The organism is Streptomyces sp. 3214.6, from assembly GCF_900129855.1.
Taxonomy (GTDB): Bacteria; Actinomycetota; Actinomycetes; order Streptomycetales; family Streptomycetaceae; genus Streptomyces; species Streptomyces soliscabiei.
Genome location: NZ_LT670819.1, coordinates 6,952,246 through 6,977,937, shown reverse-complemented (window position 1 = coordinate 6,977,937; position 25,692 = coordinate 6,952,246). Strand labels below are relative to the sequence as shown.

Sequence of the window (25,692 nt, the reverse complement as noted above, 5' to 3'; positions counted from 1 at the left end):
TGATGTTTCCCCTCTTGACCCGGCGGGGGGATGCCGGGCAGGGGCATCTTTGCATGACATGTGCAGCTCGTGTGAAGAGGGTTGCGGTTGAGGTTTGGTTACGCCGTACCCGGAATCCGGCCGTCACTTCACGACGGTCGACCAGTCCGGATTCTGCGCCGGGTCCAGGGTGCGCATCCGCTCCAGCGTCGCGGGCGACTGCACGTCCATCCAGTCGGCCAACTCCCTGAAGGACACGCACTTGACGTCCTTCTTGGTGCACACGTTCTCGATGACCTGGTCGACGGCCTTCATGTAGATGCCGCCGTTCCACTGCTCGAAGTGGTTGCCGATGAACAGCGGGGCCCGGCTGCCGTAGTACACCCGGTTGAAGCCGGCCATGTAGGAGTCGAGGGTCTCCTGCTCCCACTGCGTGTACTTGGCGGGGTCGCCGTCGGGCTGGCCGTCGGACTGGTTGGCCAGGAAGTTGAAGTCCATGGACAGGGACTGCACGTCGCCGTTCGGGAGCGCCTGGAGCGGGAAGTCCCAGAGGCCGTTCTTCTTCGTCGGCCAGATCTGGAAGCCGCCCGGGTTGGAGGCGTCGTAGCGCCAGCCGTAGCCCTTGGCGGCCTTCAGGAGGTTCGGCTGGCCCTCCAGGCAGGGCGCCCGGCCGCCGGTGACCTCCTTCCTGAAGTCGAAGGGCAGCGGGGGGATGTCCTTGTAGCCGGTGTTGGTCTTCCAGTTCTCCACGAACTTGTAGAACTGGTCGATCTCGCTCTTCCACTCCGCGACGCTCCAGTCCTTGCCGCCCTTGGCGCCGCAGAAGTGGCCGTTGAAGTGGGTGCCGATCTCGTTGCCCTCCTTCCATGCCTCGGAGAGCTGCTCCAGGGTGGTGCGGATGTGTTCGTCGGTGGCGTAGCTGATCGCGGCCGAGCCCCTGGGGTGCTGCGGCGGGGAGTACAGGTCCTTCTTGCTCTTGGGCAGCAGGTAGATGCCGGTGAGGAAGAAGGTCATGTTGGCGTTGTACTTCTCGCCCAGCTTCCGGTAGTGCTCGAAGAGGCCGTCGTCGCCCATCAGCGCGCCGTCCCAGGAGAAGACGACGAACTGCGGTGGCTTTTCACCGGGCTTGAGCGGGACCGGCTTCAACTGGCCCGTCTGCGGCCCGGTGTACGAGGTGGAGCCGTCCCCCAGGACGTGGGTCTTGCCGTCCCACACCGGCTCCTTGGTGGCCTCCGACGACGCCTTCCTGCTGTCCCCCGAGGACGCCGTCGGCTGGGTGTCGTCCGTGCGGTGGAGCACCAGGTAGCCGGCCATCAGGGAGGCGACGACGAGGAGCGCCGCCAGTGTCAGGAACCCCGGGTGGGTGGCGACGGGGCGGCGCGTGGATGCCGGGGCCTTGCGGCGGCGGCCCGACGGTGACTTCATGTGCGGATCATTTCTCCGGATTCGGGGGCGCGGGTGCCCGGGGTCGGTGGTCAGCCGAGCGGGCTCATGGCACCTGACCAGATGCCGTACGGAACGCTGTCGTGGGTCGTGCCGGCGATGCCCTTCAGTGGAAGCGGTTCGAGGCTCTTGGTGAGGTCGATGCGGTAGACGACGACGGCGGTGGACACGGCCTTGGCGGAGCCGACGTACCAGGCGGCGGTGTCGTCCTGGGTGGTGCCCGCCTTCCCGGTCACCCGGCCGAGCGAGCCGGACCGGGCGGCCTGCTGCTGCGAGGAGGGCACGTCGTCCGGGTGGGCGAGGCTGAAGGAGTCCGCGAGCGCGGAGTTGACCTCCTCGGCCACATCGGCGCCGAACGCGCGGTCGGTGGCCGGGGTCTCCAGGACGACCTTGGTGCCGTTCTTGGTGATCATGCGCACCGAGTACGGCTCGGTGTGCTTGCCGCCCGCGGCGAAGGTGGCGTAGCCGCTGGCCATGCGGATCGCGCTGGGCGTGGCACTGCCCGTGGACAGCGCGGGCACCTGCGCCCCGAAGCTGGAGGACAGCAGCCCGGACTTCTCAGCGGTGGAGCGCACCACGTCCAGGCCGGTGTCCATGCCGAGCTGCATGAACGGCGTGTTCACCGACCGGGCCAGAGCCCGGTGCAGGGAGATCTGCCCGTAGGACTTGCCGCCGTCGTTCTCGGAGACGACCCGCTTGCCGTTGCGGTCCCAGTAGTAGCCCTCGGGGGTGGTCAACAGCGCCTTGTTGTTGCCGTCGTAGAGCGAGTCGCCGGTGATCTCGGTGGTCTCCCCGTCACGGGTCTTGTGGATGCCGTGCTCCAGGCCGGCCGCGTACACGAACGGCTGGAAGGCCGACCCGGCGGGGACGGTGGTGGCGTTGGACTCGTTGTAGCCCTGCGTCCGGTGGTCGGGGCCGCCGTAGACGGCGAGGATCCGCCCGTCGGCGGCCACCGAGGAGGCGCCGTAGTGCGCGGCCGCGGCGTCCTTCGGGTCGTCCTTCTGGGCCTTCTTGCGGGCCTTGGTGACGGCGTCGGTGAGCTGGGTCTCGCGCTTCTTGTCGAAGGTCGTGTAGATCTGGTAGCCGCCCAGGTCGAAGTCCTTGTCGGAGATGTTCCCGGCCTTCTTGGCGTACTGGGAGGCGAGTTCGACCAGGTAGTCGCTCTGCTCACCGGTGTCGTACAGCGGGTTGGCCTTGAGCGGCTCGGGGAACTTCGTGTACTTGGCGCGCTCGGCCTTCGACAGCTTGCCGATCTCGACCATCCGGTCCAGGGTCCACGACCAGCGCTCGACGGCACGGGCGCGGTTGGCGGAGCTCAGGGTCGGGTCGTAGAGGCCCGCGCCCCTGAGGAGGGAGGCCAGGAACGCGGCCTCGCTGGCGTTGAGTTGACTGACGTCCTTGCCGTAGTAGGCCTGGGCGGCACGCTGGATGCCGTAGGTGCCGCGGCCGAACCAGCTGGTGTTGAGGTAGCCCTCGAGGATGTCGTCCTTGCTCATCTGGTCGTCGAGCTTGAGGGAGATCATCGCCTCGGTGAACTTGCGGCTGACCGTCTGGTTCTGGTTCAGATAGACGTTCTTGACGTACTGCTGGGTGATCGTGGAGCCGCCCTGGGTGTCGCCCTGGCCGATCGTGCGGAACAGGGCGCGGGTGATGCCCTTGAAGGAGATGCCGGGGTCGCTGTAGAAGCTCGCGTTCTCGGCCGCGAGGACCGCCCAGCGGACGTCCTCGGGGATGTCCTTCAGCGGCATCGCCTGTCGCTGCACCCAGCCGGTGCGGGCCATCGGCGTCCCGTCGGCCCAGAAGTACACGTTGTCCTGCTGGGTGGCGTACGAGTTGATGTTGTCCGGTATGTCGGTGGCCGCGTAGGCGACGACCAGCAGCAGGCTGCTCAGGCCCATCGACGCAAGGAAGCCGCCGAGCCACTGCCGCCAGGAGGGTATCCAGCGCCGCCAGCCGGTACGGCCCGGGCGCGGGTACTGCGGGCGCAGCTTGCGGGCGTACGGCGTGACACGAGCCACATACGGGGCCAGTGCCGCGAGAAACGGGGTCAGCCGGGGACCCAGAGCCGCGGATATTCGGGCAAACACGGAAGGGCGGGGGGCTTTCCGCCGGTTTTTCGACGAACGCGCTTTCTTGTCGCCACCGCCTTCACCGCCGCCCTCGGATATGTCCGGCAAGGCCGGTATATCCGATACCCGCAGTTGCATGGTCTCGTCCGCCCGGAAAGAGGCAGGGACCTTCAACTGCATGGTGGCATCTGGCTCTTGGGGCTCCTCCCCCTGCCCCGCCTGGGTCACGACGCGTCTCCCTCCCGCACTCCGTATTGCTCGCAGGCAGACGTACAGACTTACGAGGGCCTGACATGGTTGCCGTTGACGCGGCCGCAAAGCGTGAACCCTTCCGACCTCGGGGTTCGTGCGGCGCTCTCAAATTACCAGCGCCCTTCGCAAATTCTCCACATAAGGAAACGCCAGAAGTGAACAATGGTCAAACTGCTGACGCACCGTCCGAGCATAAGGCCCTAATCTGGGGCCATGCCTCGCTACGAGTACCGCTGCCGGACCTGCGGCGACACCTTCGAACTGAGCCGGCCGATGGCCCGGTCCGCCGATCCCGCGTCCTGCCCCGCGGGTCATGACGACACAGTGAAGCTTCTCTCAACCGTGGCCGTGGGCGGCACCGCCTCCGCCCCCGCGCCCGGAGCGGGCGGCGGGGGCGGAGGCGGAGGCGGTTGTTGCGGCGGCGGCTGCTGCGGCTGACGTCCGGCCCAGGGCGCGTTCTCAGGAGTTCTTCAGAAACTCCCGCAGGATGCGCTCGCCGGCCAGCACGCCCCGCTCGGGCAGGGCGGTGATCGCCGGGGCCGTCCAGGCCGCGTCGGCCAGTTCGCCGTGCCCCGGGCGCCAGCCCCGGTCGGCGGCCAGCAGCAGGTCGGCGTCGAGCAGCGAGTCGCCCGCGGCCAGCGTCAGTTCGGCGCCGGTGCGGCGGGCCACCTCGCGCACGGCCGCGCTCTTGGTCAGCGGCTTCGGCACGGCATAGATCTTGCGACCCTGCAGCGACACGGTCCAGCCGCGGTTCTCCGCCCAGGCCGCGAGCTCCTTCACCCACTCCTCGGGCAGCAGCTCGCGCTCGACGACGAGGTAGGCGAACAGGTCCTCGGCGATGCGCTGTTTGCGCAGCCAGAGCGGGTCCGCCGTCTTCGTCAGGTGCTCCTGCACCTCGGCGAGCGGCGCGCACTCGTCGGCCAGCCGGGCGAGCACGGACCCGTGCCAGTCCTGGTCGGTCGCCCCGTCGACCAGCAGATGACCGCCGTTCGCGCAGATCGCGTACGCCGGCTGCGGGCCCGGAAGGTTGATGCGCTGGTACTGCTTGCGCGTCCGGGTCGTCGTCGGCACGAACACTGCCGTGTCACCGAGGTCGGTGAGCAGCTGCGCCGCCGTCTCGGTCATGAACGACAGTGGCCTCGCCTCGTGGACCTCCACGCACAGCAGGCGCGGCGCGCGGGCGTCCGGCATGGTCAGCGCCAGGGCGGCCGCCGAGTAGATGAGCGTACGGTCGAGGTCGCTCGCCACCAGAACCGGCATCAGACCGTCACCGCCCTGCCGTCGGCGCCGGTCGCCCCGCGCGTGAACTGCGGGTGGATCAGCCCCACGCAGGTGTACGGCAGGTCGTCGACCTCCTCGACGGGCACCCCGCGCTGCCCGGCGAGCAGCCGCACGTGGTCCAGGTCGGCGCCCGCCCCGGCCCGCGCGAGGATCTTCCAGGGCACCCGGCGCAGCAGCACCCGGGTGGTCTCGCCGACGCCGGGCTTGACCAGGTTCACGTCGTGGATGCCGTACTCCTCGCTGATCCGCTCGACGGCGGCCCAGCCCTCCCAGCTCGGCGTGCGGTCACCGGCCAGGAGCTCCTTCGCCGCGCCGTCGACGGCGTCCGCGACCTCCGGGAAGCGGGCGGCGACGACGTCCAGGAAGGCCACCGAGACGTCCGCGCCGGCGAGCTCCCGGTAGAACTTCGCGCCGTGGAAGTCGTCCGGGCCGACGAGGTCGGCGCGCAGGACGGTCCGCGAGATCAGCCCCGACACGGTCGAGTTGAGACAGGCGGACGGGATCAGGAAGTCCTCCCGGGTGCCGTACGTCCGCACGCACGAGCCCGGGTCGGCCAGCACCGCGATCTCCGCGTCGAAGCCGGCCGCTCCACCGCCCGCCTCGAACTCCTCGATCGCCGCGGCCAGCTCCCGGGTGATCGCGCCCTTGCCGGTCCAGCCGTCGACGAAGACGACGTCCCGCGGGTCGTGATGGGCGGCCAGCCAGCGCAGCGCGTTGGCGTCGATGCCCCGGCCGCGCACGATGGACACGGCGTAGTGCGGCACGTCGAGCCCGTGCCGGAACCGCGCCCAGCGCCGCATCAGCACCCCCACCGGGGTACCGGCGCGGGCGAGCGAGACCAGGACGGGCCGCGGCGACCGCTCGGCGATCACGGTCTCCGTGACGACGCCGACGGCCTGCGCGAGCCGCGCCGCGGAGGTCTCCAGGGCCGCGTGGAACAGTTCCTGGTACTGCTCGCTGGGCTGGTACTCGACGGGCAGCGACTCGGCGTAGTGCGCGCCGCCGCTCTGGATGGCCTCCTCCCGCTCCTCGGTCGGCGCCTCCAGCGTCACGTCGGAGAGGTCCTGGAGCAGCCAGCCGACCTCCTCGGGCGCGTACGAGGAGAAGGCGGGGCCGCGAAGGGGCTCGGGCAGCATGGCGGGTCTCTCTTCCGACAGGGCGGCTGCGGACAGCGGCTCGGGGACGTACGACGGTACGACCGCGAGGACGACATGCGGGGTATGCGCGGCCAGCCGGGCGAGCAGCCCGTCGGGCGCGTGCAGGGCCGCGGTGTCGGCCACGGAGTCCACGACGGCGACCACGGCGTCGAAGCCGCCGCCCGCGATGTTGTAGGCGTAGCGCTCGCCGGGGCCGTCGGCCGGGTCGTCATGCGCAGGGAAAACGATTCGGCTGCGTATCGCGTAGCCGGGGTCGTCGACCGCGAGGACGGGTGAGCGGGTGGTGGTCGAGTAGCGCACCTCTGCGGGGACGCTCCGCTCCAGCTGCTGGGCGAGGCGGAGGGGCGTGTACATCAGCTCCTCGAAGCCGAGCACCAGGACGCGTGCGGCGTCTTCGGGTATCGCCTCTGCCAGGCGGGCTGTCATGGCGGGGAGGGCGGCGTCGAGGCGTATTAGGTGCTCGGGGGTGAAGCCGTGGCGGCCGCCGTCGGGGAGGCCGCGGGGCCAGCCGAGTTCTACGCGGGTGATGTGGCCGCGGTGCCGCGTCTGCCGGGTGCGGTTTTCGTCCGGGTCCGGGTCCGTCGTGGCCGGTCGCGCCCGCGCGGCGGTAGGCGCACATTCAACAGCGCCCCGCGCCCCTGGGGGGGTGGGCCTCACGTCGGCTGTAAGGCTCTGCGCGGGAAGGGGCGGCGGCTCTTCGGACACGGCCTCTGCAACAGGCTTTAGGGGCGCGGGGCTGTGTCGATGTGCGGCTCCGCCGCGGGGCGCGACCGGCCACGACGCAGCCGACCCACGACCCGCCGCGGCACTCTCCGACTCGTACCGTGCCACCAGCTCCTGCCCCTTCTCCAGCACCCCCGGAGGGAGCCGCACCGTGCCGGAGGCCGCCGCCACCAGGTCGACGCGGGCGCCGATCTCGTGGGCGAAGTCGTCCAGGCGGCCCGCGTCGGCCGCCGAGCGCATGTCGACGAGGGCGACGACGACGTACCGCTTCCGCGGATACCGCTCGTGCAGCGCGCGGATGGTGTTCAGGACGGTGTTGCCGGTGGAGAACTCGTCGTCGACCAGGACCAGCGGGCCGTCCCCGGCCAGCAGCGCGGGATCCTCCGGCAGGAGGAGGTGGGACGTGGCGTGGGAGTGGGACTCCTCGAAGCCGCCCGCCGTCGGGACGCCCGCCACCGGGCGGCGGGTGGAGTGCAGGTAGGGGGCGGTGCCGAGACCGTCGGCGACGGAGTGGCCAAGGCCGGTGGCGGTCTCCGCGTAGCCCAGGACGACCGCCTCGGCCGCCTCCTGCGCGCCGAGCAACTCGCGCACCCGGCGGCCGAGGTCGAAGCCGTGTCCGTGTACGAGGGACGGGGACTGCGGGACGTGCTTGCCCAGCACGTTGGACACCAGCAGGTGCGCCCGCTTGGGGTTGCGGCGCAGGGCCAGGCCCAGCATGTCCGTCAGCGTGCCGTCGCCCACGAGCTCGACCCCGAGCCGCTCGGCGACCCACGTGCCGGACCAGACCCGGCTGTCCCGGGTGTCCCGGCGGTCGCGGTCGTCCCCGTTGTTCACTGCGTTGTTCATGCGTCCCTTGTGAGTGAGGTGGTGGTTCAGCCGGGTATGCCGGCGGCGAGCAGGTCGACGAAGCTGACGTCCTCGTGCGCGACGCCGAAGACCTCCGCGCGGAGCATCGTGCGCTCGGCCCAGGCGCGGTGCGGTTTCACCTCGTTCATCTTGTTCGTGTACTGCGACCGCAGCACACCCCCACCGCCGCGTTCCGGCCGCAGGATGTCCGCCGCGTCGCTGTACTCCTCGTGACTGACGACGGACAGCGCGTGCACGGCGGGCACGTGCGAGGGGTGGATGCAGGTCTTGCCCAGCAGGCCGTTGGCGTGGTCGAGGGAGATCTCACGCAGCAGCCCGTCCATCGCGTGCTCGATCAGTCTCTCGCGCAGTTCCACGGCCTGCCCCTCCAGGAAGGGGCTGTGTCGCAGCATCGGCTTGAACATGCGCTCGGGGACCCGGAAGTACTCCCACACCGGGCCCGTGACCGTGAAGCCGGTGCCGTCGGCCCGCCCCAGCATGTTCACCACGTCGGCGATCACGGAGGCGACGATCTGGACGTCGTAGGCGGTCATGTCGGGGGCGCGACGCAGGCCGTAGGACGAGCAGAAGTCGGTCACGCCGAGGCGCAGGGCGAGGACCCGGCTGCGGTACTTCTCCACGGCGCGGGCGATGCCCTCCAGCGCGTCCACCCGGGACTCGCGGTACATCAGCTCGGGCGTCTCCAGCACGGGCATGCCGAACAGCCTGCGTCCGCTCGCCGCCTCGGCGCCCGAGAGCGCCTCCAGGAAGGGGATGCCCCGCTCCTCGGTGAACTTCGGGAACACGAACCCGCTCAGCAGCTCCGCGTCGGCCCCGAGCCGCCGGACCAGGTCGGGTATCTGCTCGGGCGTCCGCACCCGGATGAAGAGCAGCGGCGGCTCCGGCTCCGTGCGCGCCGCCAGGTCGGCGAACTGCCGGACGAGGTTCTCCTCGCCGGCCGCGACGTCCTCGTCGCCGATGGAGTCCTCCAGGCACAGCACCATCGACACCACACCGCGGCCGGTCTGCTTGACGATGTCGTCGGCCAGCCGGGGCCGGGTGGCCGGGCTGTAGAGCGTGGCGCCCAGGGCCGCGGAGAGCAGTCTGGCCGGGGAGTCCCTGTCGAAGACGCACGGCTCCCGGTAGAAGAGGCGCTGCCGCACCTCAGGGGCGAGGTGCCCGAAATGACGCATAAAACTCCCCCGTGGTGCAAGGTAAGGCGGTGGATTCGGCAAGAGGTGGCCGGTAATAGTACGTAGGGATCCATGTCTGGGGTTCCCGCCGGGCATGAACTTCAGGTAACTCGCCCGTGAGACTTGTCCGGACCCGCCATGCACCCCGCGTTGTCGTGAGCAGGACCGAGAAGGCAGGATGACCGCATGACGCACGCGATGCTGAAGGGGTCGAACGTCCCGCTGAAAACCACCACGGTACGTGCCGTGCTGCGCTGGACCCCCGGGCAGGGGGTCCCGGACGTCGACGCCTCGGCGCTGCTCCTCGGCCTCGACGGGCGTGTGCGTTCCGACGAGGACTTCGTCTTCTACAACCAGCCCCGGCACCCTTCCGGGAAGGTGTGGCGGCTCGGCAAGAAGCGGGTCGCCGAAGGCCTTACCGACACCATCCAGACAGATCTCTCCGGTGTCGAGTCCGGCGTCGGCCAGATTCTGCTGGTCGCTTCGGCGGACGGCGTCCCGTTCGACCGCGTACGTTCCCTCAGCATTCTGCTGTACGACGCGAAGAGCGACGGCGAGCCGCTGGCCACCTTCGACATCCGTCCCGAGACGGGCGAGGAGACGGCCCTGATCTGCGGCGAGCTGTACCGGCGCGGCGACGGCTGGAAGTTCCGCGCCCTGGGCGAGGGCTACTCCAACGGCCTCAAGGGCCTGGCCACCGACTTCGGCATCTCGGTGGACGAGTCCGAGGAGGCGTCCGATCCGACGCCCGCCCAGTCGACCCCGAGCCTCTCCCAGCCCCTGCCTCCGGAGCAGCCGACCTCAGCCGTCCCGCAACAGCAGCAACAGCCGGCGTACGGCTACCCGTCCAGCCTTCCGACCCACGGCTACGGCTACCCGGACGGCTCCTTCCGGCTGCCGCCGCAGGGACCGCAGTTCGTCGGACGGTGAGGACGAGGTGGCGCGGGACCGCAGGGCCGTGGGATCGCGGGGACCTCGGGGCCCTGAGCGCTACTTCTCCACCTTCGTCTTGTAGCCCCGCCCCCACTGCAGCCCCCACCCGTACAGCCGGTCCAGCTCCGCCTGGAATCCGTACACGAACCGCACCTCGCGCCGGACCATCAACTCACCCTTCACGTTCTCGATCATGACCACCGCGCAGGACCGGGCCTGCGGATGCCGCTCGTCGAGCCCTATCTCGATCCGCGGCCCGTTGCTCGGGTAGAGCGTGACGATGGCGTGGGTGCGGTCGAACGCCGGCGTCTGGTCGTAGATGTAGACGAAGACCAGCAGCCGCTTGATCTCGTCCCGGTGGTCGAGGTTGACGTACATCGTCTCGCCGGACGCCGATCCGAACCGGTCGTCGCCGCTCAGCTTCACGTACGGCGCCGCGTTCACGTCCCCCAGGAGCCCGCCCAGCGGCTGGACGACGCCCTTGGTGCCGTCGGCCAGCTCGTACAGGCAGCCGAGGTCGAGGTCGACGTTGACCATGCTCTGGCTGTGTCCGATGACCTCCGGAGGCCGCAGCGCCTTGAAGGGGTGGCGCAGCAGGCTCTCGCGCTGCGGCCCGCCGATGTCGGACGTCCGCATCCGCCAGGTCAGGTTGACCCGTAGGTTCCCCGTCGCGGCGCCCTGCTTGGTGAGGGAGACCTGATGATGCCGCTTGGTCAGCTCGATCGCGTTGCTGGCCGCGCTGCCCGAGTCGAACTCGGCCGTTCGGCTGCCCAGAATTCCGTCGAAGAAGCCCATTCCCGCCCCCTGCCTCCCCATCGTTCGCCACAAGGATCCGCCACCAGGATCCGCCACAAAGCCGGCGGGGCGGCCGTGGAGGACAGTTTCCTCACCGGCCGCCCCGCACAGAGCGTTCCTCAGTCAGAAGGTGATCACACCCCGGACGAGACCTCAGTCTTCTCGTCCGAGCCCTCAGCTTTTCCCTCGGCGGCCGCGAGTGCCTTGTTGCGGCGCACGGAGGACCAGAAGGACGCGGCGATCAGGACCACGCCGACGAGACCGGTGATGACCTCGTTGATCTGGTGCTGGATGGTGACCAGGAGGAGCACGGCGAGGGCGCCGATGGCGTAGTGGGCGCCGTGCTCCAGGTAGACGTAGTCGTCCAGGGTGCCCTGGCGGACCAGGTACACGGTCAGCGAACGGACGTACATGGCGCCGATGCCGAGGCCCAGGGCCATGAGGACGATGTCGTTGGTGATGGCGAAGGCGCCGATCACGCCGTCGAAGGAGAAGGACGCGTCGAGGACCTCGAGGTAGAGGAACATGAAGAACGCGGCCTGGCCGGCCAGCACGACGGGCGAGCGCTGCTTGCCGCTGCGCACCGCCTCTTCCTCCTCCTCGTGCTCGCGTTCCTCCTCTTCTTCGAGTTTGTCCTCGAAGTAGCCGGAGAGACCGCCGACGATCATGTAGGTGATCAGGCCGGCGATGCCGGAGATCAGCACCGTCTGCGCCTTGTCGACGTGGGCGCCGCCATGCTGGTGGGCGTGGGTGGCGAAAGTGAAGGCGGTGATCAGCAGGACGATCAGGGCGATGCAGACCGACAGCATGTCGACCTTGCCGAGCTTGGCCAGCGGGCGTTCGATCCAGCGCAGCCACTGGATGTCGCGGTCCTCGAAGATGAAGTCGAGGAAGATCATGAGCAGGAACATGCCACCGAAGGCGGCGATCGCCGGATGGGCGTCGGTGACGAGCTGCTGGTAGTGGTCCTTGTCGTTCAGCGCGAGATCGACGGCGTCGATCGGGCCGATCTTGGCGCTGATCGCCACGATGACGACGGGGAAGACCAGCCGCATGCCGAAGACGGCGATGAGGACACCGACGGTGAGGAAGATCTTCTGCCAGAAGGCGTTCATCTTCTTCAGGATTCCGGCGTTGACCACCGCATTGTCGAACGACAGCGAGATCTCGAGGATGGAGAGGATCGCCACGATGCCGAAGGCTTCCCACCCCCCGTAGAAGACCGCTGCGACCAGGCCGAGCGCGGTGACCGCGAACGACCAGCCGAAGGTTTTCAGAAGCACTGGCTACCCAATCCTGTGTGTACGGGTCTCCCCCGCGCCGTACTCGGCTTTTTATGAAACTTTGAAGCCGAAGTCTAGTCCCGCCCCCTTCGCAGCCCACAGGGGAGGGCTTTTTGCTCATAAAGCGCTAGGAGACGTGCACACCGAAGTCCAGGGCGATGCCTCGCAGACCCGACGCGTACCCCTGACCCACCGCCCTGAACTTCCACTCGCCGCCGTAGCGGTAGAGCTCGCCGAAGATCATCGCGGTCTCGGTCGACGCGTCCTCACTCAGGTCGTAGCGGGCGAGTTCCTGGCCGTCGGCCTGGTTGACGACGCGGATGAAGGCGTTGGAGACCTGACCGAAGGTCTGGCCGCGCTCGTCCGCCATATGGATGGAGACCGGGAAGACGATCTTGTCGCACCGGTCGGGCACCTTGGAGAGGTCGACCAGCAGCGACTCGTCGTCGCCGTCGCCCTCGCCGGTGAGATTGTCGCCGGTGTGCTCCACCGAGCCGTCCGGACTCGTGAGCTGGTTGTAGAAGACGAACCACTCGTCCCCCATCACCCGCCCGCTCGAGCACAGCAGCGCGCTGGCGTCGAGGTCGAAGTCGGCTCCGGTGGTGGAGCGCGCGTCCCAGCCGAGTCCGACCATCACCTGAGTGAGGTTCGGCGCGGCCTTGGACAGGGAGACGTTGCCTCCCTTGGCGAGCGTGACGCCCATTGCTGGTCCTCCCCTAGGTACTGCTTCTTCGGTTGTCCTGCACTCCCCCAGAGGGGGACCCCCAGGCGCCGCCCGTAAACGGTGCGGCGCCGGACGGTCGGGCTTTCGGTGACCTCAGGTCCTCCGGGTCGATCAGACGTTGACGCCGAAGTCCTGCGCGATGCCGCGCAGCCCCGACGCGTAGCCCTGGCCGATGGCGCGGAACTTCCACTCCGCGCCGTGCCGGTAGAGCTCGCCGAAGACCATCGCGGTCTCGGTCGACGCGTCCTCACTCAGGTCGTAGCGGGCGATCTCGGTGCCGCCGGCCTGGTTCACGACGCGGATGAACGCGTTGCGGACCTGGCCGAAGGACTGCTGACGGTTCTCGGCGTCGTAGATCGACACCGGGAAGACGATCTTCTCGACGTCGGCCGGGACGGTGGCGAGGTTGACCTTGATCGCCTCATCGTCGCCCTCACCCTCACCGGTGGTGTTGTCACCGGTGTGCTCGACCGAGCCGTCGGGGCTCTTGAGGTTGTTGAAGAAGACGAAGTTGGCGTCGCTGCCGACCTTGCCTGCGTTGTTCAGCAGCAGCGCGCTGGCGTCCAGGTCGAAGTCGGTGCCGGTCGTGGTGCGGACGTCCCACCCCAGACCGACGATGACCGCGGTCAGGCCCGGGGCCTCCTTGGTCAGCGATACGTTGCCGCCCTTGCTGAGGCTGACTCCCACGAGTCCTCCATTGGTGTCCTGGGGCGGGGAGCCCCGTGGTGCGTTGGATATCGGATCAACGAGTCGATCCTAGTGACGGGTTCCCGCCCCACGCAGGCCTTGGAGCCGAAGAATCACAGGGTGTCGGCGCCGGGCCGGGCAGGCGGCGGGACCGGAGGGGATCAGAGGGTGTCGAGTGCCGTGACGTACTCGGCGAGGTCGCGCGCGTCGGGCAGCGCGTTGACGACCGTCCAGCGCACGACGCCCTCCTTGTCGATGACGAAGGTGCCGCGCACCGCGCAGCCCTTGTCCTCGGCGAAGACGCCGTAGGCGCGGGAGACCTCGCCGTGCGGCCAGAAGTCGCTCAGCAGCGGGTACTCCAGGCCCTCCTGCTCGGCGAAGACGCGCAGGGTGTGGATGGAGTCGTTGGAGACGGCGAGCACCTGGGTCTCGCGGTCTGCGAACTTCGGCAGGTTGTCGCGTACCTCGCACAGCTCACCAGTGCAGACGCCGGTGAAGGCGAAGGGGTAGAAGAGGAGGACGACGTTCTTGCTGCCCCGGAAGTCGGAGAGCTTCACGGTCGCCCCGTGGTTGTCCTTGAGCTCGAAGTCGGGGGCCTTGTCGCCGACCTGGATCGCCATCGCGTGGATGTCCCTTCGGGTGGGGCTGTCTGGGTGAGAACACCCTACGCAGCGGGCCCCACGGGACGGCGGACGGGCCGACCGGAGTCGGTCGGCCCGTCCGTTTCCAGACCGGATTACCTCGACGAGGTCACTTCTTGGACTTGGCGGCCTTGGGCGTCACCAGCCGGCTGCCGCTCCAGTCCTTGCCCACGCTGACGCTCTTGCTGGCCGACAGACCCGCAGTCGTCGCGGCTTCGGAGATGTCGCTGGGCTCCACGTACCCCGTACGGCCGGTCTTCGGCGTCAGGAGGAGGATCGACCCGCCTTCTTCGATGTACGTGGTGGCGTCCACCAGCGCATCCGTCAGGTCTCCGTCATCGTCGCGGAACCAGAGCACTACGGCGTCGGCGACGTCGTCGTAGTCCTCGTCCACCAGATCGCTGCCGATGACTTCCTCAATGGACTCGCGGAGCTCCTGGTCGACGTCGTCGTCGTAGCCGATCTCCTGGACCACCTGCTCGGGCTGGAACCCCAGCCTGACGGCAGGGCTCGTCCGCTCCTCCGCGTGGTCCGCGGTCGCGCTCACGGGTTGCCTCCTGATCATGATTCGGGAACTAACTCAGCCACGCGCGTGCGCGAAGCATTGGCCGTAGTCCACACGGGCGGGACGGATCGCGCAAGTACCCGGCGGTTCGGACCGCCGAAACGGTGACGATCCTGGCCGTGTCGACGCAACTCCAGGCATGAGATCCAGACGGAAAGTGACATACGCCACACCCATCTGCCCTGTTTGCGTATTTGAGAACCATCCAAGGGTACGAGATTCGAACGAGTGCCGGTTACCTAGGGGTAGAGATGACGTTTGCGGCCCCTAGGTACACGATGGGGGCTGTGCAGGTCACCCTCGCCCATTCCCCCACCCAGCCCCACACAGCCCTCTGACAGGTAAGGAACAGCGTGGCTTCCGGATCCGATCGCAACCCGATCATCATTGGCGGCCTTCCGAGTCAGGTTCCTGACTTCGATCCCGAGGAAACCCAGGAGTGGCTCGACTCCCTCGACGCCGCGATCGACGAGCGCGGCCGGGAGCGGGCCCGCTACCTCATGCTGCGCCTGATCGAGCGGGCCCGCGAGAAGCGCGTGGCCGTGCCCGAGATGCGCAGCACGGACTACGTCAACACCATCCCCACCAGGGCCGAGCCGTTCTTCCCGGGCAACGAGGAGATCGAGCGGCGGATCCTGAACGCGACCCGCTGGAACGCGGCCGTGATGGTGTCCAGGGCCCAGCGCCCGGGCATCGGCGTGGGCGGCCACATCGCCACCTTCGCCTCCTCCGCGTCCCTCTACGACGTCGGCTTCAACCACTTCTTCCGCGGCAAGGACGAGGGCGACGGCGGTGACCAGGTCTTCTTCCAAGGCCACGCCTCCCCGGGCATCTACGCGCGCGCGTTCCTGCTGGACCGGCTCAGCGAGGACAACCTGGACGCGTTCCGCCAGGAGAAGTCCAAGGCGCCGCACGGTCTGTCCTCGTATCCGCACCCGCGGCTGATGCCGGACTTCTGGGAGTTCCCGACGGTGTCGATGGGCCTCGGCCCGATCGGCGCGATCTACCAGGCGCGGATGAACCGCTACATGCACGCGCGCGGGATCGCCGACACGTCGAAGTCACACGTGTGGGCGTTCCTCGGCGACGGCGAGATGGACGAGCCGGAGTCGCTCGGCCAGCTGACCATCGCCGCCCGCGAGGGCCTGGACAACCTGACCTTCGTCGTCAACTGCAACCTGCAGCGGCTGGACGGGCCGGTGCGCGGCAACGGCAAGGTCATCCAGGAGCTGGAGTCGGTGTTCCGGGGCGCCGGCTGGAACGTGATCAAGCTGATCTGGGACCGCTCCTGGGACCCGCTGCTCGCGCAGGACCGGGACGGCATCCTCGTCAACCGGATGAACACGACGCCGGACGGCCAGTTCCAGACCTACGCCACCGAGTCCGGCTCGTACATCCGCGAGCACTTCTTCGGCGACGACCAGCGGCTGCGCGCGATGGTCGAGGGCATGAGCGACGACCAGATCCTGCATCTGGGCCGCGGCGGTCACGACCACAAGAAGATCTACGCGGCGTTCAAGGCGGCCGTGGAGCACACCGGCCAGCCGACGGTCATCCTGGCCAAGACGGTCAAGGGCTGGACGCTGGGCCCGAACTTCGAGGGCCGCAACGCCACGCACCAGATGAAGAAGCTGACGGTCGCCGACCTCAAGGGCTTCCGTGACCGGCTGCACCTGCCGATCTCCGACAAGGAGCTGGAGTCCGGGGCGCCGCCGTACTTCCACCCGGGCCGGGGCTCGGAGGAGATCCAGTACATGCACGACCGCCGCAAGGGCCTCGGCGGTTACGTCCCGACCCGCGTCGTCCGCTCGAAGCCGCTCGTGCTGCCCGAGGACAAGACGTACGCGAGTGTGAAGAAGGGCTCGGGTCAGCAGTCGATCGCCACGACCATGGCGTTCGTACGGCTGCTCAAGGACCTCATGCGGGACAAGGAGCTCGGCAAGCGGTTCGTGCTGATCGCGCCGGACGAGTACCGCACGTTCGGCATGGACTCCTTCTTCCCGAGCGCGAAGATCTACAACCCGCTCGGCCAGCAGTACGAGGCCGTGGACCGGGACCTGCTGCTCGCTTACAAGGAGTCGCCGACCGGCCAGATGCTGCACGACGGCATCTCGGAGGCGGGCTGCACGGCCTCGCTGATCGCGGCGGGCTCGGCGTACGCCACGCACGGCGAGCCGCTCATCCCGGTCTACGTCTTCTACTCGATGTTCGGTTTCCAGCGCACCGGCGACCAGTTCTGGCAGATGTCGGACCAGCTGGCGCGCGGTTTCGTCCTGGGCGCGACCGCCGGCCGTACGACCCTGACGGGTGAGGGTCTCCAGCACGCGGACGGCCACTCGCAGCTGCTGGCCTCGACGAACCCGGGCTGTGTCGCCTACGACCCGGCGTACGGCTTCGAGATCGCGCACATCGTGCAGGACGGGCTGCGCCGCATGTACGGCAGCTCGGCCGAGCATCCGCACGGCGAGGACGTCTTCTACTACCTCACCGTCTACAACGAGCCGATCCAGCACCCGGCCGAACCGGAGAACGTGGACGTCGAGGGCATCCTCAAGGGCATCCACCGCTTCAGCGCGGGCACGGCCGGCCAGATCCCGGCGCAGATCATCGCGTCCGGTGTGGCCGTCCCGTGGGCGGTGGAGGCGCAGAAGATCCTCGCCGAGGACTGGAACGTCAAGGCGGACGTCTGGTCGGCGACCTCCTGGAACGAGCTGCGGCGCGAGGCCGTCGAGGTCGAGCGGCACAATCTGCTGCACCCGGAGGAGGAGCAGCGGGTGCCGTACGTGACGCGGAAGCTGACCGGGGCCGAGGGTCCGTTCGTGGCCGTCTCGGACTGGATGCGGTCGGTGCCGGACCAGATCGCGCGGTGGGTGCCGGGCACGTACCAGTCGCTGGGCGCGGACGGCTTCGGCTTCGCCGACACCCGGGGCGCGGCCCGCCGTTTCTTCCACATCGACGCCGAGTCGGTGGTGGTGGGCGTGCTGACCGAGCTGGCCCGGGAGGGCAAGGTCGACCGGTCCCTGCTGAAGCAGGCCATCGACCGCTACCAGCTGCTGGACGTCGCCGCGGCCGACCCGGGGGCGGCGGGCGGCGACGCGTAGCGCGTAGCCGTACCACGGGGATGGGGCGGTGGGGCTCGTGGCTCCACCGCCCTTACTCGTTCTTTACGATGCGAGCATGCAAGAACAATCGGCGCAGGGCCGGTGGGAGTTGTGGACCCAGCGGCCGTTGTTCGCCCTCGCCGTGGTGTTCGCCGTCGCCTACGCCGTCCCGATCGTGGACACCTCGGCGGACCACACGCTGACGAACCTGTGCACCACGGTCGAGTGGGTGGTGTGGGGGGCGTTCGCCATGGACTATGTGATCCGGCTGGCGCTGGCGTCCGACCGGCGGCAGTTCGTCCGTACGCACTGGATGGACCTGTGCGCGGTGGTGCTGCCGGTGGTGCAGCAGCTCAAGCTGTTGCGGCTGGTCGCGACGCTGCTGCTGGTGGGGCGGCGGGCGCGGATGGCCTCGCAGATCCGGATGACGACGTATGTCGTGGGGGCGGTCGTCGGGCTGCTGATGTTCGGCTCGCTCGCCGTGCTGTCGGTGGAGCGGGACTCGCCGGACGGGAACATCCGCACCCTGGGTGACGCGCTGTGGTGGTCGTTCACGACGATGACGACGGTGGGGTACGGGGACCACTCCCCGACCACCGGGCTGGGCCGGATCATCGCCGTGGGGCTGATGCTGTCCGGGATCGCGTTGCTCGGTGTCGTCACCGCGAACATCGCGGCGTGGTTCATCGAGCGCTTCGAGAAGGACGACGTCGAGGAACGCGCCCAGACGGAGGCGATCCTGGCCCTGACGGAGGAGGTACGGGCCCTGCGCGCGCAGGTCGCGGCACTGCAGCCCGGTCCACTACAGCAGCCCGTTGCCCGTGCCCGCCGCGCCCGCCAGCCAGATGATCGCCAGCAGTGTGTCGATCGCACCGAGGACGACGGCGACCAGGGCCGGTACCGGGCGGGAGCCCGCCCAGGTGCGGCCCATGGCCAGCCAGCCGCAGACGATCGCCGCGGGGCCGAGGACGATCCCCAGCGCGAAGAACCCGGCGACCGCACAGACGAGGCCGACAAGGCCGAGCGTCGCGCGATCCGGCCCGGTCCGTGACCCCATGCGGCCACGTGAGCGGGGGTACCTGCGCGTGCCGTGTCCGAAGCCGGCCATCATCAACTCCCTGGTTCCGGGGATGTTTCGATGGCCGGGTACCCACGGCGCGCGGTTCATGCCCGCCGAACCGGTCAGGGCCGCGGCGCGCTGTCCCCCTCCGGCAGCGCGCCGCGGCCCTGACCGCCCTCCCATCCGGAGGGCTTGACTAACTGTGACCTGCGACGCGTGCCGGATGCGAGGAACCTTTAGCGTTGTCACCCTGATAGGGGAAACTTCTTGAAGTCCCGTCAGATATGACCGACGCCCGCGCCCGCCTCCGCGTTCTCCCCGCGCTTGGTGAGCAGCGCGACGAACACGGCGACGACCGCCACCCCGGCCGCGACCAGCGACGCGAGGCTCATGCCGGAGATGAACGTGTCATGGGCGACGTCCGTGATCTTCGCGGCGACCGCCTCGGGTGTTCCCTTCGCCACCGGCGCGACGCCGACCTGGACGGCCTCGGAGGCCTGGTCCAGCTGGGCCGGGGTGAGCTCGGGCAGGCCCGCGCCCTTCCAGTTGGCGGGCAGGTCGCCATCCACCTTGGACGCCATCACCGCGCCCAGCACTGCCGTGCCGAGGCTGCCGCCGATCTGCATGGCCGCCTGCTGCAGTCCGCCCGCGACGCCCGACAGCTCCATCGGGGCGTTGCCGACGATGACCTCCGTCGCGCCGACCATGACCGGTGCGAGGCCGAAGCCCAGCAGGGCGAACCAGATCGACATCACAGCGCTGCCGGTGTCCGTGTCCAGCGTGGACATGCCGTACATGGCGATCGCGGTGGCGGCCATGCCGCCGGCCAGCGGGATGCGCGGGCCGAGCTTGGTGATCGCCGCGCCCGCGAGCGGGGAGCCGACGATCATCATGCCGGTGAGCGGGAGCAGGTGCAGGCCCGCGTCGATCGGGCTCATGCCGTGCACGTTCTGCAGGTAGAACGTCACGAAGAACAGACCGCCCATGAAGGCGATCGCCATCAGGACCATGAGGACGACGCCCGCCGACAGCGGGACGGAGCGGAACAGCCCCAGCGGGATCAGCGGCTCCCTGACCTTCGTCTCCCAGAGGGCGAAGGCCGCGAAGAGGACCACCGAGCCGACGATGAACGCCCATGTCAGGCCGTCGCCCCAGCCCCACGTCGGGGCCTTGATGAGGGCCCAGACCAGGCAGAACATCGCACCCGAGAGGAAGGCGATGCCGAGCAGGTCGAAGGAGCGCGGGGCGTTCTCGGCGCGGTGGTCGAGCAGGATCAGCACACCCAGGACGAGCGCGATGGCGCCGACCGGCACGTTGATGAAGAACACCGACTGCCAGTTGACGTGCTCGACGAGGACGCCGCCGAGGATCGGGCCGCCGGCGGTCGAGGCTCCGATGACCATGCCCCACAGGCCGATCGCCATGTTGAGCTTCTCGGCCGGGAAGGTCGCGCGCAGCAGCCCGAGCGCCGCCGGCATCAGCAGCGCGCCGAACAGGCCCTGCAGTGCCCGGAAGGCGACGACCGCGCCGATGCTGCTGGACAGGCCGATCGCACCGGACGCGGCGGCGAAGCCGACGACGCCTATCAGGAACGTCTGACGGTGGCCGAAGCGGTCACCGAGCTTGCCCGCGGTGATCAGGGAGACCGCCAGGGCGAGGAAATACGCGTTGGTGATCCACTGGACCTCGGCGAAGGTGGCGCCGAGGTCGCTGGCGATGGCCGGGTTGGCGATGGCCACGATGGTGCCGTCGAGGGCCACCATCATGACGCCGACGGCGACGGTGATGAGGGTGAACCACGGGTGGCCGCGCAGCCCCTTGGCGAGCGGCCCCTCCGACGGGTCTGCCGGCGCCTTGCCCCCCGGACCCGTCGAGTCGATGGTGGTCTGACTAGTCATGTGTTCGAGGCTAGTGACAGCCACTGACAATTGACAAACGAGTTCACAAGTCGGTAACTGACACCTATGGAAACACTGCGCGAACGCAAGAAACAGCGCACGCGGGAGGCGCTGCTGCGGGCCGCGGTGGAGCTGTTCACCTCGCAGGGATACGAGCGGACGACCGTCGACGAGATCGCCGAGGCCGTCGACGTGTCACAGCGCACCTTCTTCCGCTACTTCGCCGGCAAGGAGGAGGCCGCGCTGGCCCTGGTGGAGATGACGGTGGCGCGGTTCGTGGCGGCGGTGCGCGAACGCCCTCCGCACGAGGCGCCGCTGGAGGCCCTGCGCCAGGCCGTCGTGGAGGACTGGTACGCGATCAATGACGTCGTCGAGTCCGTCGTACCGGTCGAGACGTATCTGCGGCTGTACCGGGTGATCGAGTCGACGCCGGTGCTGCTCGCCGCGCATCTGCGGCGGTCGGCGGAGGTCGAGGAGACCCTGGCGCGGGTGATCGGCGAACGCGAGGGCCTCGACGTGGACGCCGATCCGCGGCCGCGGCTGGTGGTGGCCGTGTTCAGCGGGGTGATACGGGTGACGGAGCGGCAGTGGACCCTCGGCGACGACTTCAGCCTGGAGGGGGTGCGCGCGCTGACGGCCCTGAACCTGGACGGGGTGGGCCCGGCCCTGCTGGGCGGCTGGCGCGAGACCTGAGAGCGCGAAGGCCTGAAGGGCTTTATGACCATTCCCACGCCGAATGAAACGTGATCCCCGTCACTTGGGTCACCCGAGACCCTCCCGTTCTCCTAGTGTGTCCTTTCAGTGACTTCCTTCGACACCTCCCCTCAACTCAGCGTCTGGCGCGCCCTGGCCGCCCTGGCCGTGGTGTTCGTGATGCTGGCGACCACCGGCTGGACCGCCAACCGCCAGCACCGGGAGAGCACCGCCGTCCAGGCCGCGCGCACCGCGTGGGAGCACGGCCGGCTCGCGGGCCACCAGTTGCCGGATCTCGACGCGGCCCCCGCCCGCCTCGCCCGCTTCTTCGCCTCGCTGACCGACCCGCAGCGCACCGCGCTCGCGCAGGGCTACCCGCTCGCGGTCGGCAACATGAACGGCGCCCCCGCCGAACTGCGTTACCGCGCCAACCGGGTCGCCCTGCTCCAGCAGATCCGCCTCGAGCGCACCCGCATGCACGACAGCCGCCTCACGCCCTCCGGGCAGCAGTTGGCCGGCCGCCGCATGCACCGCTACGAGGCGCTGAGCGCGGCCGGCCGGCAGATCCTCGCCTTCGACCCCGACGGCTCCGGCCGGGTCGCCGAGGTGTTCGGCAGCCTCGACAAGGCCGAGCGGATCTCCGTCGTCGTCCCCGGCGTCGACACCGACCTGCTCACCTTCCAGCGCACGAACCGCAAGTACTCGGCGCCCGTCGGCATGGCCCAGGCCCTCTACGCGGCCGAGCGCGAGGCGAGCCCCTCGACGCGTACGGCCGTGATCGCCTGGGCCGACTACACCTCCCCCGACGGCCTGGGCATCGACTCGGCCACCGCGATGCGCGCCCAGAGCGGCGCCGTCCGGCTGAACGCCCTGCTGGACGCCCTGCCCGGGAGCGCGCCCGTCTCGATGTTCTGCCACAGCTACGGCTCCGTGGTGTGCGGGGTCGCCGCGCACGCCATGCCGGACCGGGTGGCCGACATAGCGGTGGCCGGCAGCCCCGGCATGCGGGTGGAGAAGGCGGCCGAGCTGGACACCGACGCCCGGGTGTGGGCGATGCGGGACGCCGACGACTGGATCCAGGACATTCCGCACCTGGAGGTCGGCGGCCTCGGGCACGGGGAGGACCCGATGGCGGAGGCCTTCGGCGCCCGGGTGCTGTCGGCACGGGACGCCAAGGGCCACGGCGGCTACTTCCAACCGGGTACGGACAGCCTGCGCAACTTCGCCGAGATCGGCACTGGCTCGTACCGCTCGGTGGAGTGCGCCCACGACGACGATGCCTGCACGACGGGTTTGTCCGACACGACAAAGGCCGGACGCGCGTAGAGACACAGGAATTACGGCGCGCGCGGAGAGGGGACGAGAAATGGGTGTCCCGCATACGATGAGCCGCATGGGTGACGTACTGGCCGGATTTCATGCCGCCTGGGAGTTCGAGTCCGACTCCGTCCTCATCCGCTACGAACGGGGGCTGCGCACGCCCAAGCTGCTGTCGGCGCTGGGAGAGCGCCGGATTCCGCTGGCGGCCGTCGGCCGGGTGACGCTGGCCCCCGGCAAGCGGGGGACGGTCGTCCTGCACGCGGAGCCGCGGCCGGGAGCCGACCCGTTGATGGAGGCCGCGGCGGGGCAGCTCAAGGAAGGGTGCGACCCGTACCGGCTGGTACTGCCCGCCGAACGCGAGACGCTCGCCGAGTACTACGCGGACGAGCTGAAGTCACGACTGACCGACTCCGGTCCGGCGGATCGTTTCCTGGTGGACGCTCCCGAGGCGCCGCTGTCCTTCAAGGCGTACGACGGGAAGGCCTCGTTCGACGGGCGTACCGTGCGCTTCCGGTGGTTCTGGACGGGCGCGTCGTCGGCGAAGTGGAAGGCGGGCGACCAGAGTTTCGCCGTCTCCGAGCTGAGCGGGGTCGAATGGCGGTCGCCGGAGGTGTTCGAGGGGCATCTACGGCTGCTGAACGGGGAGCCCGCGCCGGTGCAGGCCGACCAGGATCCGGCGACGGTCGTCTTCGGGCTGGGGTACGGGCCGGTGCACGAGTCGCTGCCGTTCGCGGCGGCGGTCCTGGCCGCGGTCCGCGGGCGCGGGACTGCGGCGGCCATCCCGGCGGCGGCTGCGCCCCGCCGGGATCCTGGCGACATCGCCGAACGGATCCGGCATCTCGGGGAACTGCACAGCGCGGGGCTCGTCACGGACGAGGAGTTCTCCGCGAAGAAGGCCGAGCTGTTGGCCGAGCTCTAGGGGCCGCACCCTTCTCTCCCTTGCCCCTTCTCTCCCTTGCCGCTTGCCCCTTTCCCCAGGCAGCTCTACTCGCGTCCGGCGGAGGTGAACCTCATGTCGGCGTAGCGGTCGCCTGCCACCTTGCCTGCGATCGGCTCCAGCAGGGCCAGTTCCTCCTGCGTCAGTTCGATGGTGGTCGCCGCCGCGTTCTCCTCCACCCGGCCCGGCTTGCGGGTGCCCGGGATCGGGATCACCGGCAGGCCGTGGACCTGGGACTGTTGCTGGACCCAGGCCAGGGCGATCTGTCCGATCGTCGCGTCGTGGGCCTCCGCCACCGTGCGGATCGGGTCCAGGAGCGTCACGTTCGCGGCGGCGTTCTCGCCGGTGAAGCGGGGCTGCTGGCGGCGGAAGTCGTCGGCGGTGAGGTCCTGGTCGGCGTTGGTGAAGGAGCCGGTGAGGAAGCCCCGGCCGAGCGGGGAGTACGGGATCAGGGTCACGCCCAGTTCGCGGGCCGCGGGCACCACGTGGGCCTCGATGTCCCGGCTGAACAGCGACCACTCCGACTGCACGGCCGCGATGGGGTGGACGTCCTGCGCGGCGCGCAGCTCGGCGGCCGTCACCTCGCTCAACCCCAGCTGCTTCACCTTGCCCTCGCGCACCAGTTCGGCCATCACGCCGACGGTCTCCTCGATCGGCACGTTCACATCGCGGCGGTGCATGTAGTAGAGGTCGATGACGTCGACGTCCAGCCGCTTCAGGCTCGCCTCGACGCAACTGCGCAGGTAGGGAGCGTCGTTGCGGATGATCCGCCGGGTCGGGTCGTCCGGGTGGACCGCCAGGGCGAACTTGGTGGCGATCACGACCTCGTCGCGGTGCGCCTTGAAGAACGGGGAGAGGAACTTCTCGTTCTCGCCCGCGCCGTACGCGTCGGCCGTGTCGTAGAGGGTGACGCCGAGTTCCAGGGCGCGTTCCAGGGTGGCCTGGGACTCCTTGGCGTCCGCGGGACCGTACGCGAAGCTCATGCCCATGCAGCCCAGGCCCTGGACGCCGACCTCGGGGCCGTCCGCGCCGAGTCGTGCCGTCGGCATCGTGCTGTCGGTCATCCGACTTTCTCCTTCTCGTAGACGCGCCCGGCGTCCGCATAGAAACTGATTTTCCGGTCCAGTACGGCGAGGGTGTCCTGCAGTTCGGAGATCCGGGCCAGGACGTCGCGGCGGGTCGACTCGAGCAGTTCGAAGCGCTCGGTGAACGTGTGGTCGCCCTCGCGCACCAGCTCCGCGTACCGCACCATGTCGGCGACGGGCATGCCGGTGAGCCGGAGCTTGCCGACGAAGTCGAGCCAGTCCAGGTCGCGGTTGCTGTAGCGGCGCTGACCGGTGTGCGAGCGGTCGACGTGCGGCATCAGGCCGATCCGCTCGTACCAGCGCAGGGTGTGCGCCGTCAGGCCCGTGAAGGCGACGACCTCACTGATCGTGTAGCTGTCCTGCCCTGCCGGTCGCCGATGCGGGTGCGGCGGGGCGGCGCAGCTGTCGGTCCTGGTTCCCGTGGTCTCCATCACCGTCATGACCCCAACGCTATGGCCTTGGAGTGCGCTCCAAGCAAGCGGAAACGGTAAGAAAACCGGGGGACGGCGCTTGATCACACTGGTTAGCGTGCGGGGCATGAGCCTCGTACGCCGTGCCCTGCCCGAGGACGCCGCCGAATTGCTGCGGCTGCGTCAAGTGATGATCGACTCGATGTGGCCCGTGGACGGGTCCACCGACTGGCATGTCGAGTCGATGCCCACGTTGCGGGAGCGGCTGGCGGAGCCCGACGGGGACTTCGCGGCGTTCGTCGTGGAGCACCCGGAGCGGGCGGGGGCGCTGGCCGCGCTGGTCGTCGGAACGATCGAGTACCGCATCGGGCGGGCCGGCGACCCGCACGGGATCACCGGGTACGTCTTCAGTGTCGCCACCGATCCGGACGCCCGTCGCCGCGGGTACGCGCGCGCCTGCATGGACGCGCTGCTGGAGTGGTTCCGCGCGCGGGGCGCGTCGAAGGTCCACCTCACGGCCTCCGCCGACGCGGCGCCGCTCTACGCTTCCCTCGGTTTCAAGCCCAAGCCGGACCCGCTGATGGAGCTGCTGCTGTGAGCGTCTCGGGCAGGCCCTA

At 69.3% G+C, this 25,692-nt stretch carries 22 protein-coding genes and 1 pseudogene; 8 read left to right on the top strand and 15 right to left on the bottom strand.

The annotated features are described in order from the left end of the window. Positions 1-123: 123 nt before the first annotated feature. A complete protein-coding gene (locus tag B5557_RS31530) occupies positions 124-1,404 on the bottom strand; it encodes a hypothetical protein (RefSeq protein ID WP_079662632.1) in 1,281 nt (426 codons plus the stop codon). A gap of 50 nt (positions 1,405-1,454) precedes the next feature. Further along, the gene (locus tag B5557_RS31525; protein ID WP_443031289.1) at positions 1,455-3,719 is read right to left on the bottom strand and encodes a transglycosylase domain-containing protein; all 2,265 of its coding nucleotides are present in this window, start codon (positions 3,717-3,719) and stop codon (positions 1,455-1,457) included. A 237-nt stretch (positions 3,720-3,956) separates the two neighbouring features. On the opposite strand from B5557_RS31525, the gene B5557_RS31520 reads away from it, so the two are divergent. Further along, positions 3,957-4,181: an FmdB family zinc ribbon protein gene (locus tag B5557_RS31520; protein ID WP_079662631.1), complete on the top strand. Its 225-nt coding sequence runs from the start codon at positions 3,957-3,959 to the stop codon at positions 4,179-4,181. A gap of 21 nt (positions 4,182-4,202) precedes the next feature. On the opposite strand, the gene B5557_RS31515 is transcribed toward B5557_RS31520, so the two are convergent. Genes B5557_RS31515 through B5557_RS31505 form a run of 3 tightly spaced genes read right to left on the bottom strand, consistent with a single transcriptional unit; the run spans position 4,203 to position 8,943 of the window. Further along, positions 4,203-5,003: an HAD family hydrolase gene (locus tag B5557_RS31515; protein ID WP_079662630.1), complete on the bottom strand. Its 801-nt coding sequence runs from the start codon at positions 5,001-5,003 to the stop codon at positions 4,203-4,205. Beyond that, positions 5,003-7,750, bottom strand: coding sequence for a phosphoribosyltransferase (locus B5557_RS31510; RefSeq protein WP_079662629.1), 2,748 nt, complete (start codon positions 7,748-7,750; stop codon positions 5,003-5,005). Before B5557_RS31510 ends, B5557_RS31515 begins: the two co-directional genes overlap by 1 nt. A 26-nt stretch (positions 7,751-7,776) precedes the next feature. Continuing rightward, entirely contained in the window at positions 7,777-8,943 is a 1,167-nt protein-coding gene (locus tag B5557_RS31505; protein WP_079662628.1) for an HpcH/HpaI aldolase/citrate lyase family protein, read from the bottom strand. A gap of 186 nt (positions 8,944-9,129) precedes the next feature. Between B5557_RS31505 and B5557_RS31500 the strand changes: the two genes are divergently transcribed. Further along, the gene (locus B5557_RS31500) at positions 9,130-9,873 is read left to right on the top strand and encodes a TerD family protein (RefSeq protein ID WP_079662627.1); all 744 of its coding nucleotides are present in this window, start codon (positions 9,130-9,132) and stop codon (positions 9,871-9,873) included. 60 nt (positions 9,874-9,933) lie between these two features. On the opposite strand, the gene B5557_RS31495 is transcribed toward B5557_RS31500, so the two are convergent. The 6 genes from B5557_RS31495 to B5557_RS31470 form a co-directional block, all read right to left on the bottom strand. Continuing rightward, positions 9,934-10,671, bottom strand: a complete 738-nt coding sequence (locus B5557_RS31495) for a TerD family protein (RefSeq protein WP_079662626.1) — start codon at positions 10,669-10,671, stop codon at positions 9,934-9,936. A 134-nt stretch (positions 10,672-10,805) separates the two neighbouring features. Continuing rightward, positions 10,806-11,954 carry a DUF475 domain-containing protein gene (locus B5557_RS31490; RefSeq protein WP_079662625.1) on the bottom strand — a complete coding sequence of 383 codons (1,149 nt, stop codon included), beginning with the start codon at positions 11,952-11,954 and terminating at the stop codon, positions 10,806-10,808. A 127-nt stretch (positions 11,955-12,081) separates the two neighbouring features. Then, complete coding sequence (locus B5557_RS31485) at positions 12,082-12,657, bottom strand: TerD family protein (RefSeq protein ID WP_079662624.1); 576 nt, start codon at positions 12,655-12,657, stop codon at positions 12,082-12,084. Between the two features lie 132 nt (positions 12,658-12,789). Then, positions 12,790-13,365 carry a TerD family protein gene (locus B5557_RS31480; RefSeq protein ID WP_079662623.1) on the bottom strand — a complete coding sequence of 192 codons (576 nt, stop codon included), beginning with the start codon at positions 13,363-13,365 and terminating at the stop codon, positions 12,790-12,792. A gap of 161 nt (positions 13,366-13,526) precedes the next feature. Next, positions 13,527-13,985 carry a peroxiredoxin gene (locus tag B5557_RS31475; RefSeq protein ID WP_079662622.1) on the bottom strand — a complete coding sequence of 153 codons (459 nt, stop codon included), beginning with the start codon at positions 13,983-13,985 and terminating at the stop codon, positions 13,527-13,529. A gap of 130 nt (positions 13,986-14,115) precedes the next feature. Then, positions 14,116-14,553: a DUF3052 domain-containing protein gene (locus B5557_RS31470; RefSeq protein WP_057583034.1), complete on the bottom strand. Its 438-nt coding sequence runs from the start codon at positions 14,551-14,553 to the stop codon at positions 14,116-14,118. Between the two features lie 371 nt (positions 14,554-14,924). Here B5557_RS31470 and aceE point away from each other — a divergent pair, with 371 nt between their 5' ends. Next, positions 14,925-17,672, top strand: coding sequence for a pyruvate dehydrogenase (acetyl-transferring), homodimeric type (gene aceE / locus B5557_RS31460; RefSeq protein WP_079662620.1), 2,748 nt, complete (start codon positions 14,925-14,927; stop codon positions 17,670-17,672). A 76-nt stretch (positions 17,673-17,748) separates the two neighbouring features. Then, positions 17,749-18,465, top strand: a pseudogene (locus B5557_RS31455) (potassium channel family protein); the annotation flags it as partial. Positions 18,466-18,474: 9 nt separating this feature from the next. Here the strand turns inward: B5557_RS31455 and B5557_RS45430 are convergent. Further along, complete coding sequence (locus tag B5557_RS45430) at positions 18,475-18,783, bottom strand: small hydrophobic protein (RefSeq protein WP_079662619.1); 309 nt, start codon at positions 18,781-18,783, stop codon at positions 18,475-18,477. Positions 18,784-19,010: 227 nt separating this feature from the next. Beyond that, entirely contained in the window at positions 19,011-20,630 is a 1,620-nt protein-coding gene (locus B5557_RS31445) for an MFS transporter (RefSeq protein ID WP_079662618.1), read from the bottom strand. A gap of 66 nt (positions 20,631-20,696) precedes the next feature. Between B5557_RS31445 and B5557_RS31440 the strand changes: the two genes are divergently transcribed. The 3 genes from B5557_RS31440 to B5557_RS31430 all read left to right on the top strand — a co-directional run bounded on the left by B5557_RS31440 (position 20,697) and on the right by B5557_RS31430 (position 23,562). After that, positions 20,697-21,323 carry a TetR family transcriptional regulator gene (locus B5557_RS31440; protein ID WP_079662617.1) on the top strand — a complete coding sequence of 209 codons (627 nt, stop codon included), beginning with the start codon at positions 20,697-20,699 and terminating at the stop codon, positions 21,321-21,323. A 108-nt stretch (positions 21,324-21,431) separates the two neighbouring features. Continuing rightward, the gene (locus B5557_RS31435) at positions 21,432-22,649 is read left to right on the top strand and encodes an alpha/beta hydrolase (protein ID WP_079662616.1); all 1,218 of its coding nucleotides are present in this window, start codon (positions 21,432-21,434) and stop codon (positions 22,647-22,649) included. 58 nt (positions 22,650-22,707) lie between these two features. Then, the gene (locus B5557_RS31430; protein ID WP_079662615.1) at positions 22,708-23,562 is read left to right on the top strand and encodes a DUF4429 domain-containing protein; all 855 of its coding nucleotides are present in this window, start codon (positions 22,708-22,710) and stop codon (positions 23,560-23,562) included. 65 nt (positions 23,563-23,627) lie between these two features. Here the strand turns inward: B5557_RS31430 and B5557_RS31425 are convergent, their stop codons facing one another. Both B5557_RS31425 and B5557_RS31420 read right to left on the bottom strand, forming a co-directional pair. After that, positions 23,628-24,644, bottom strand: coding sequence for an aldo/keto reductase (locus B5557_RS31425; RefSeq protein WP_079662614.1), 1,017 nt, complete (start codon positions 24,642-24,644; stop codon positions 23,628-23,630). Continuing rightward, a complete protein-coding gene (locus B5557_RS31420; protein ID WP_079662613.1) occupies positions 24,641-25,105 on the bottom strand; it encodes a MerR family transcriptional regulator in 465 nt (154 codons plus the stop codon). The genes B5557_RS31425 and B5557_RS31420 overlap by 4 nt, the downstream gene beginning before the upstream one ends. 97 nt (positions 25,106-25,202) lie before the next feature. Between B5557_RS31420 and B5557_RS31415 the strand changes: the two genes are divergently transcribed. After that, entirely contained in the window at positions 25,203-25,673 is a 471-nt protein-coding gene (locus B5557_RS31415; RefSeq protein ID WP_079662612.1) for a GNAT family N-acetyltransferase, read from the top strand. Positions 25,674-25,692: the final 19 nt, after the last annotated feature.

Bases quoted from the DNA above. Each gene is read 5' to 3' on its own strand.
- B5557_RS31505 (WP_079662628.1), bottom strand. From the start codon at position 8,943: ATGCGTCATTTCGGGCACCTCGCCCCTGAGGTGCGGCAGCGCCTCTTC.
- B5557_RS31530 (WP_079662632.1), bottom strand. From the start codon at position 1,404: ATGAAGTCACCGTCGGGCCGCCGCCGCAAGGCCCCGGCATCCACGCGC.
- B5557_RS31415 (WP_079662612.1), top strand. From the start codon at position 25,203: ATGAGCCTCGTACGCCGTGCCCTGCCCGAGGACGCCGCCGAATTGCTG.
- B5557_RS31515 (WP_079662630.1), bottom strand. From the start codon at position 5,003: ATGCCGGTTCTGGTGGCGAGCGACCTCGACCGTACGCTCATCTACTCG.
- B5557_RS31500 (WP_079662627.1), top strand. From the start codon at position 9,130: ATGACGCACGCGATGCTGAAGGGGTCGAACGTCCCGCTGAAAACCACC.
- B5557_RS31445 (WP_079662618.1), bottom strand. From the start codon at position 20,630: ATGACTAGTCAGACCACCATCGACTCGACGGGTCCGGGGGGCAAGGCG.
- B5557_RS31430 (WP_079662615.1), top strand. From the start codon at position 22,708: ATGAGCCGCATGGGTGACGTACTGGCCGGATTTCATGCCGCCTGGGAG.
- B5557_RS31475 (WP_079662622.1), bottom strand. From the start codon at position 13,985: ATGGCGATCCAGGTCGGCGACAAGGCCCCCGACTTCGAGCTCAAGGAC.
- B5557_RS31420 (WP_079662613.1), bottom strand. From the start codon at position 25,105: ATGACGGTGATGGAGACCACGGGAACCAGGACCGACAGCTGCGCCGCC.
- B5557_RS31485 (WP_079662624.1), bottom strand. From the start codon at position 12,657: ATGGGCGTCACGCTCGCCAAGGGAGGCAACGTCTCCCTGTCCAAGGCC.
- B5557_RS31510 (WP_079662629.1), bottom strand. From the start codon at position 7,750: ATGAACAACGCAGTGAACAACGGGGACGACCGCGACCGCCGGGACACC.
- B5557_RS45430 (WP_079662619.1), bottom strand. From the start codon at position 18,783: ATGATGGCCGGCTTCGGACACGGCACGCGCAGGTACCCCCGCTCACGT.
- B5557_RS31520 (WP_079662631.1), top strand. From the start codon at position 3,957: ATGCCTCGCTACGAGTACCGCTGCCGGACCTGCGGCGACACCTTCGAA.
- B5557_RS31425 (WP_079662614.1), bottom strand. From the start codon at position 24,644: ATGACCGACAGCACGATGCCGACGGCACGACTCGGCGCGGACGGCCCC.
- B5557_RS31440 (WP_079662617.1), top strand. From the start codon at position 20,697: ATGGAAACACTGCGCGAACGCAAGAAACAGCGCACGCGGGAGGCGCTG.
- B5557_RS31495 (WP_079662626.1), bottom strand. From the start codon at position 10,671: ATGGGCTTCTTCGACGGAATTCTGGGCAGCCGAACGGCCGAGTTCGAC.